The sequence below is a fragment of the Paraburkholderia sp. AV2 genome (assembly GCF_054968425.1).
Genome location: NZ_JBANLK010000065.1, coordinates 21264 through 27656 on the forward strand (window position 1 = coordinate 21264; position 6393 = coordinate 27656).

Sequence of the window (6393 nt, forward strand, 5' to 3'; positions counted from 1 at the left end):
CAGAGAACGCTATGGATCTGAATCTGCGGGAAATTCGTGCGTTCGTCACCGTCGCGACGGCCGGCAACTTCACGCGTGCCGCCGCGCAACTGCATCTCTCCCAGCCGGCGTTGACCGTGCAGATCCGGCGTCTGGAAGAGATCGTCGGCGCCCGGCTCTTCGACCGCAACAGCCGCAGCGTGGCGCTCACGCAAACGGGCCGCGAATTGCTGCCGCTGCTGCAGCGCTCGCTGGAAGACATGGAGCGGGTGCTGCGCGACGCCCGGGCGCTGGGCGGCGGATCGAGCGGCACGGTCCGGCTCGCATGCCTGCCCACCTTCGCGGCGAGCACGCTGCCCGACCTGATCCGCGCATTCCGGCAGCAGGTGCCGCGCTCGACGTTTCTGATTCGCGACGCGGTGGCAAGTCACGTCCTTGCACTCGTGCGCAGCGAGGAAGTGGATATCGGGCTGACCGGCGGCGACGTGTTCGACGCTTCGCTCGACGTGCTCTATCGCGGCTCCGACCGGCTGGTGGCGGTCTGCCCGAAAACGCACGCGCTGGCCCGCAAGCGGCGCATCGGCGTGGCGGACCTCGCGCGCTCGCCGCTCGTGCTGACGGCACCGGGCACGAGCGTGCGCAGCGTGGTGGATGCGGCGCTCAAGGCCAGCGGCGCCACACCCGAGATCGCCTGCGAGCCCACCTACATGATGACGGCCGTGGCCATGGTGCGCGGCGGCCTTGGCCTCACGATCCTGCCGCAAAGCGCGCGCGAGGTGCTCGCGGAACCCGAACTGGTCGCGAGACCGATCGACGATCCGGCCTTCGTGCGCGCCACAGCGCTCGTGAAAAAGCGCGGGCGTACGCTGCCGGGCGTCACGGATGCGTTCGTCAGGCTGATGCTGAGCCGGCTGGGCCAGAAGAGCGGCCCTGCCCTGGCGAGGCGCAAGTGACCACCGGCGTCAGAGATCCAGCACCAGCCTGCTGCCGCGCCTCGCGCCGGAGACGCAGATCATCATCGACTTTCCGGCCGATCGCTCGGCCTCGCTCAGCACGCTGTCGCGGTGCTCGGGCGCGCCTTCGAGGACCGCCGTTTCGCAGGCCCCGCAAATCCCCTCGCCGCAGCTATAGTCGCATGCCACCCCCGCCGCAAGCAGCGTGTCGAGCAGGCGCGCGCCGGCCGGCACGTCGATCGTCCGGCCACTGCGCTGGAGGTGCACGACGTAAGCGCCCACCGGAGCGGCAAGCGCGGCCGGAGCGGCCGCAAAGCGTTCGAGGTGCACGTTGACGAGACCCGCGGACGCGCATGCCGCCTCGTACGCAGCCAGCATGGGCAGCGGCCCGCAGCAATAGGCGTGTGCCGCTTTGTTCTGCCCGGCCAGAAAAGCCGCCAGGTCGAACGCCTGACCGTCGTGCTCGTCGTCGAACCACAGCACGACGTCGCCGCCGAGCGCGGCGAACGCATCGAGAAACGCCGCCTGCGTGCGGCTGCGCGCGCAATAGACTACGCGTGCCGCCTTGCCCAGTTCGCGCAGGCGCCGGTACATGCAAAGAATCGGCGTCACACCGATTCCGCCCGCGATCAGCACGCTTTCATCGGCGCTTTCGTCGAGTGCGAAAAGGTTGCGCGGCGCGCCGATCGTCAACACGGCGCCGCAGTGCAGGCTCTCGTGCACGAAGCGCGATCCGCCGCGGCTCTTCGGGTCGAGCAGCACGCCCAGTACGTAGCGGCCGGTTTCGTCGGGTGAGTTGACGAGCGAGTAGCTGCGCGTCACGCCGTTCGGCAGGTGCAGATCGATATGGGAGCCCGCTGTGAAGGCGGGAAAGCGGTGGCCGGCTTCGGGCACGAGCTCGACGCCCAGCACACCAGCGGCTTCGTGGCGCAGCGTTCGCACGCGTGCCTGCAACAAGGGAGAATGCGTCATCGTTTTCCATTCATCAAACAAAATTCATACAGCGCACATCGGGTACGGCGAACGCATCACGGGCCAGCGAGGCAAGCCGGGAACGCTGCGTCCCGGCGCCGGATAGCCGGACTCCATGGGAGTCAGAACTTGTGGATGATCGCAATGCGAGCAGCAGCCTGTTCATGGTTCGACGAGGGCGTATACCAGTAGAAATCCTGCCCCTGCTGGGCAACGACATCGCCCGAAGCGACCTGGTACGACACGGCCGCATAGAAACTCGTGCGCTTCGAGAGAAAGTAATAGGCTCCCACCGTCGGCTGGTTCCAGTGAACGTGATCGGTCCTCTCGTACTCGTATGCGGCAATGCCCTGCAGGAACGGCGTGATCTGCCAGATCACGCCGCCTTCGTAGATCCAGACCGTCTGCGACTGGCCGTAACCCTTGAACGTCGTCGCCGTGATGTTGCCTGCCGCCGTCAGGCTGCCGAAGTTATACGAGGCCCCAAACTCCGCCGACGACTGCCGGTCGATCGCGAAGTTGCCGTCGGGGTAAGCATCCACGCCGCCCGAGGTCGTCGCCTGGCCAAGGAACGACGACACGCCCAATTGGCCATAGGGGTCGAAAAACGCAGGATTCCTCACGCTCGTGTAGACCGCCGCAAGCTGCAGACTGCCGCCGTCGTAGCGCAGCCCCGTGCTGAACGCGCTGTCTTTGGCGAGACTGCCCGGGACGCCGCCAAAGGCATACATGAGACCCAGTTGAACCCCGTCGTAGACCGGTGTCGTGTACTTGACCGCGTTGTTCAGGCGGTCGCCGCCCTGCCGGTCCACGTCGCCGATATGCCCGCCGGTTGCCAGCGCATAGCCCGCCGGGCTGAAATAGCCGAGCGTCATGAAGTCCCATGCGAAGTCGTACTGGCGGCCGAGCGTGACGGTGCCGTACGGCGTCGACAGACCGACCCAGGCCTGGCGGCCGAACAGCGCGCTGCCAATGCCCGGAACATAGGAGCCTGTGTTGAGATCGAGGTCGCTTTCGAGGTCGAAAATCGCGCTATAGCCTCCGCCGAGCACCTCGGTGCCGCGCAAACCCCAGCGGCTGCCGAAATTCACGCCCGACATGGCGCCAATGAAGCGATTGCCGCCCTCGTTGCTGACGTAGGTTATGCCCTCGTCCAGCAGGCCATACAGCGTAATCGAGCTCTGTGCGTGGCCTGGTACGCACAGGCATGCCATCGCCGCCATGGCGGCGAGTTTCAGGGTGGTCTTCATGAAATTGATCTTGTAGTGAAGGGACAGTTACGTGCGGACCTTATCGCGACGTCATCCGGGTCCGGATATCTCGCTCGATATTTGTAGTACTACGAACTATCAATAATGGATCGATCTGCTTTCGTCTTCCTCCCCTGTTCGTGCCGTCGCCGCGTCGAGGGCGGCCGATGGGTGGCTTTCCATGAGCGGCGCGTGGCGCGCCCTCATGGAAAGCGTATGCGCCGGAGTATCCGGCAACTGCGAAGCAACTGCCCGGCAACTGCGAGGTTAGTCGGATTCCACCATGGCCTCGGGAGCGGCGCCATGCACCACGAAGGACGTGGCGCCGCGCGTCTTCTGGCCGATCGCGGCCTCGTAGGCCAGCGTCACATCCAGGGGCTGGCCGGCCTGGCCGATGAAGTCGCGCAGGTAGGGCCCGAGTAGCGGATGCCGGTCCTGCTCCTCGCGCGGCAAGCCGTTGATGAGCTCGTCGCGGCAGGCGGAAGGCAGCACAATGTTCCGGTTGATTGCGCTGTCGGTAATCAGTCCCTTCGGCTGCTTGCCCGCGGCCACCGCATCGAGTTCGTCGAAGAAGCGTTTGCGCAGCATCACAATGCCACGGTCGCTTGCACCGAGTGTCTCCTTCGTGCGGTCCGTGATGCGGCCTTGCCCCACCCAGGCGGCGAAGTCCTGGTTCGCCACGTGAGTCTTGATCCATTCGCCGTTTTCGTCGTAGAGCGGGCCATACCATGACGGGATGCGCTCCTGTACGTAGGGCTCCTGCTCTTTCGGCACGCGGCTGAAAACCCACAACACGCTAAGCGTGTTTTCGTCGTCGATCGGCACGCGCCATTCGAAGTGATGGCCCAGATAGAACGCGTTCGGCCACAGGGTCACGCGGCCGATAGTCCACATCGGATTCTGCTGGGTCTCCGCCGCCCGCAAGCGCTTGTAGACGAACCCGTACTCGAATTCCTCGTACTGCGTTTTCAGGTGCGTGGGCACGTACTCGGCCTCGCTATCCTGCAGGCGGGCGGTCCAGTTGTTGTGCGTCCATTCGAAATGGATCGGATCGATCGAGTTTTCCTGGCACTGGAACCAGTTGCACGGCAGTTCCGCGAAAACGGCCTGCGCAAAGCCGTCTTTGTAGTTGAAGAGATCCCAGTCCGGCAGTTCCGGCGCGGGCGCAGGCCCCATGTAGGCCCATAGCATGCCGGCCTTCTCGCGCACTTCATAGGCGGCGACCTTCGTCTTCTTGCGCAGGCGCGCCTCGGGATCGACGATCTCCTCGAAGGGCTGATGCACGCATTGTCCGCCGGCCTCGAACTGCCAGCCGTGGTAGGCGCAACGCAGTCCCTCGCGCTCGACGAAGCCGAACGCGAGATCCGCGTTCCGATGCGGGCAATACCGTTGCACGAGTCCGTAGCGGCCGGACAGATCCTTGAACAAGACGAGATCTTCGCCGAACAGGCGTATCGGGCGCACCGCCTTGTCGTCGAATTCCGTCGCGCCTGCGATGGGATGCCAATAGCGGCGGAGGTATTCACCCATCGGCGTTCCTGGACCAACCTGGGTCAATAGCCTGTTTTTTTCCGCGCTCAACATGACTGCTCTCCTCCTGATGCCATACGGGAACGCAGGTTCGCGCCTCGCGCCGACGCGGCCGTCTGACGCACGCGCGTAGCCTGCCTGAATCGAATACTGCTTCGGATACCGCGCGTGCAGGCCGGTAATGCGATTCTTTGTCGCCAGTATGTTTGGAGCAACACCCGGAGGTATCAAACAGGTAGCTGTTCGTCCCGGGTTTCTGGAGCGGCCACCGGAAAGCAGGCTTGCCGGGGATCAGGAGAGAGACAGGATGTGGCTGGCGAGCTGCCGGTTATCGGCACCCGCCAGCCAGCGGGTTCAGACGTTCTTGATAGCCTCTTGATAGCCGCGCATTACTGCAGGTTTTCGAAGATGGCCGCAATCCCCTGGCCACCGCCGATGCACATCGTCACGAGCGCATAACGGCCGCCGATACGCTTGAGCTCGTACAGCGCTTTCACCGTAATGAGCGCACCCGTTGCCCCCACCGGATGGCCAAGCGAGATGCCCGAGCCGTTCGGATTGACCTTCGCGGGATCGAGCCCAAGCTCTTTCGCGACCGCGCAGGCCTGCGCGGCAAACGCCTCGTTCGACTCGATCACGTCGAGGTCGGCAGCCGTGATGCCCGCGCGTTCGAGCGCGAGGCGCGATGCCGGCACGGGGCCGATCCCCATGTACGCCGGGTCCACGCCCGCGTGCGCATAGGACACGAGGCGCGCGAGCGGCTTCGCGCCGCGCTTTTCGGCAACGCCGCGCTCCATCATCAGCACGGCCGCCGCCGCGTCGTTGATGCCCGACGCGTTGCCGGCCGTCACCGTGCCGTTCTCCTTCGCGAACACCGGCTTGAGCTTCGAGAAGTCGTCGGCGCTCGCCTCGTGGCGCACGTGCTCGTCGGTGTCGAACAGCACTTCGCCCTTCTTCGACTTGAGCGCGACGGGCAGGATCTGATCCTTGAAACGCCCTTCGGCAATCGCGCGCGCGGCGCGGCGGTGCGACTCGAGCGCGAGCGCGTCTTGCGCCTCGCGCGTGATGCCGAATTGCTTCGCGACGTTCTCTGCCGTCACGCCCATGTGGATCGTCTGGAACGGATCGTGCAGCGCGCCCAGCATCATGTCGATCAGCTTGCCGTCGCCCATGCGCTGACCAAAGCGCGCGGCCGGCACCGTGTACGGCGCGCGGCTCATGCTCTCGGCACCGCCGCCGATCGCGATCTCCGCGTCGCCAAGCAGGATGGTCTGCGCCGCCGAAACGATCGCCTGCAGGCCGGAGCCGCACAGGCGGTTCACGGTCAGCGCGGGCGTGTGCTGCGCGACGCCGCCGTCGATCGCCGCGACGCGCGCGAGGTACATGTCCCTCGGCTCCGTATGGATGACATTGCCGAACACGACGTGGCCGACCTCTTCGCCGGACACGTTCGCACGCGAGAGCACCTCGCGCACGACGCGCGCGCCGAGATCGGTCGGCGCGAAATCCTTGAGGCTACCGCCGAAATCGCCGATCGCGGTACGGACGCCGCTCACCACCACCACTTCCTTCGCTGCATTGCTCATAGTGTTGCTCCGGTTCGTTCGCGCATTCACGCGCGTTCATGCACTACATGTTCGGATAATTCGGTCCACCGCCGCCTTCGGGCGTGACCCACACGATGTTCTGCGTCGGGTCCTTGATGTCGC

Annotated in this window: 6 protein-coding genes; 1 reads left to right on the forward strand and 5 read right to left on the reverse strand. The window is 65.3% G+C overall.

The window, feature by feature from the left end:
* The first annotated feature begins 11 nt into the window (after positions 1-11).
* The gene (locus tag V8683_RS28525; RefSeq protein WP_411192285.1) at positions 12-932 is read left to right on the forward strand and encodes a LysR family transcriptional regulator; all 921 of its coding nucleotides are present in this window, start codon (positions 12-14) and stop codon (positions 930-932) included.
* A gap of 9 nt (positions 933-941) precedes the next feature.
* Here V8683_RS28525 and V8683_RS28530 read toward each other — a convergent pair whose 3' ends face one another.
* From V8683_RS28530 to V8683_RS28550, 5 genes are all read right to left on the reverse strand, one after another.
* Positions 942-1904: a PDR/VanB family oxidoreductase gene (locus V8683_RS28530; protein WP_411192284.1), complete on the reverse strand. Its 963-nt coding sequence runs from the start codon at positions 1902-1904 to the stop codon at positions 942-944.
* A 122-nt stretch (positions 1905-2026) separates the two neighbouring features.
* Positions 2027-3154, reverse strand: a complete 1128-nt coding sequence (locus V8683_RS28535; protein ID WP_411192283.1) for a porin — start codon at positions 3152-3154, stop codon at positions 2027-2029.
* A 267-nt stretch (positions 3155-3421) separates the two neighbouring features.
* Complete coding sequence (locus tag V8683_RS28540) at positions 3422-4684, reverse strand: Rieske 2Fe-2S domain-containing protein (protein WP_411192282.1); 1263 nt, start codon at positions 4682-4684, stop codon at positions 3422-3424.
* 389 nt (positions 4685-5073) lie between these two features.
* Complete coding sequence (gene bktB / locus V8683_RS28545; protein ID WP_411192281.1) at positions 5074-6270, reverse strand: beta-ketothiolase BktB; 1197 nt, start codon at positions 6268-6270, stop codon at positions 5074-5076.
* Positions 6271-6313: 43 nt separating this feature from the next.
* Positions 6314-6393: 4Fe-4S dicluster domain-containing protein (locus V8683_RS28550; RefSeq protein ID WP_148092509.1), on the reverse strand; the 80-nt coding region annotated here is incomplete at its 5' end.

Bases quoted from the DNA above. Each gene is read 5' to 3' on its own strand.
- V8683_RS28525 (WP_411192285.1), top strand. From the start codon at position 12: ATGGATCTGAATCTGCGGGAAATTCGTGCGTTCGTCACCGTCGCGACG.
- V8683_RS28530 (WP_411192284.1), bottom strand. From the start codon at position 1,904: ATGACGCATTCTCCCTTGTTGCAGGCACGCGTGCGAACGCTGCGCCAC.
- V8683_RS28535 (WP_411192283.1), bottom strand. From the start codon at position 3,154: ATGAAGACCACCCTGAAACTCGCCGCCATGGCGGCGATGGCATGCCTG.
- V8683_RS28540 (WP_411192282.1), bottom strand. From the start codon at position 4,684: ATGGGTGAATACCTCCGCCGCTATTGGCATCCCATCGCAGGCGCGACG.
- bktB (WP_411192281.1), bottom strand. From the start codon at position 6,270: ATGAGCAATGCAGCGAAGGAAGTGGTGGTGGTGAGCGGCGTCCGTACC.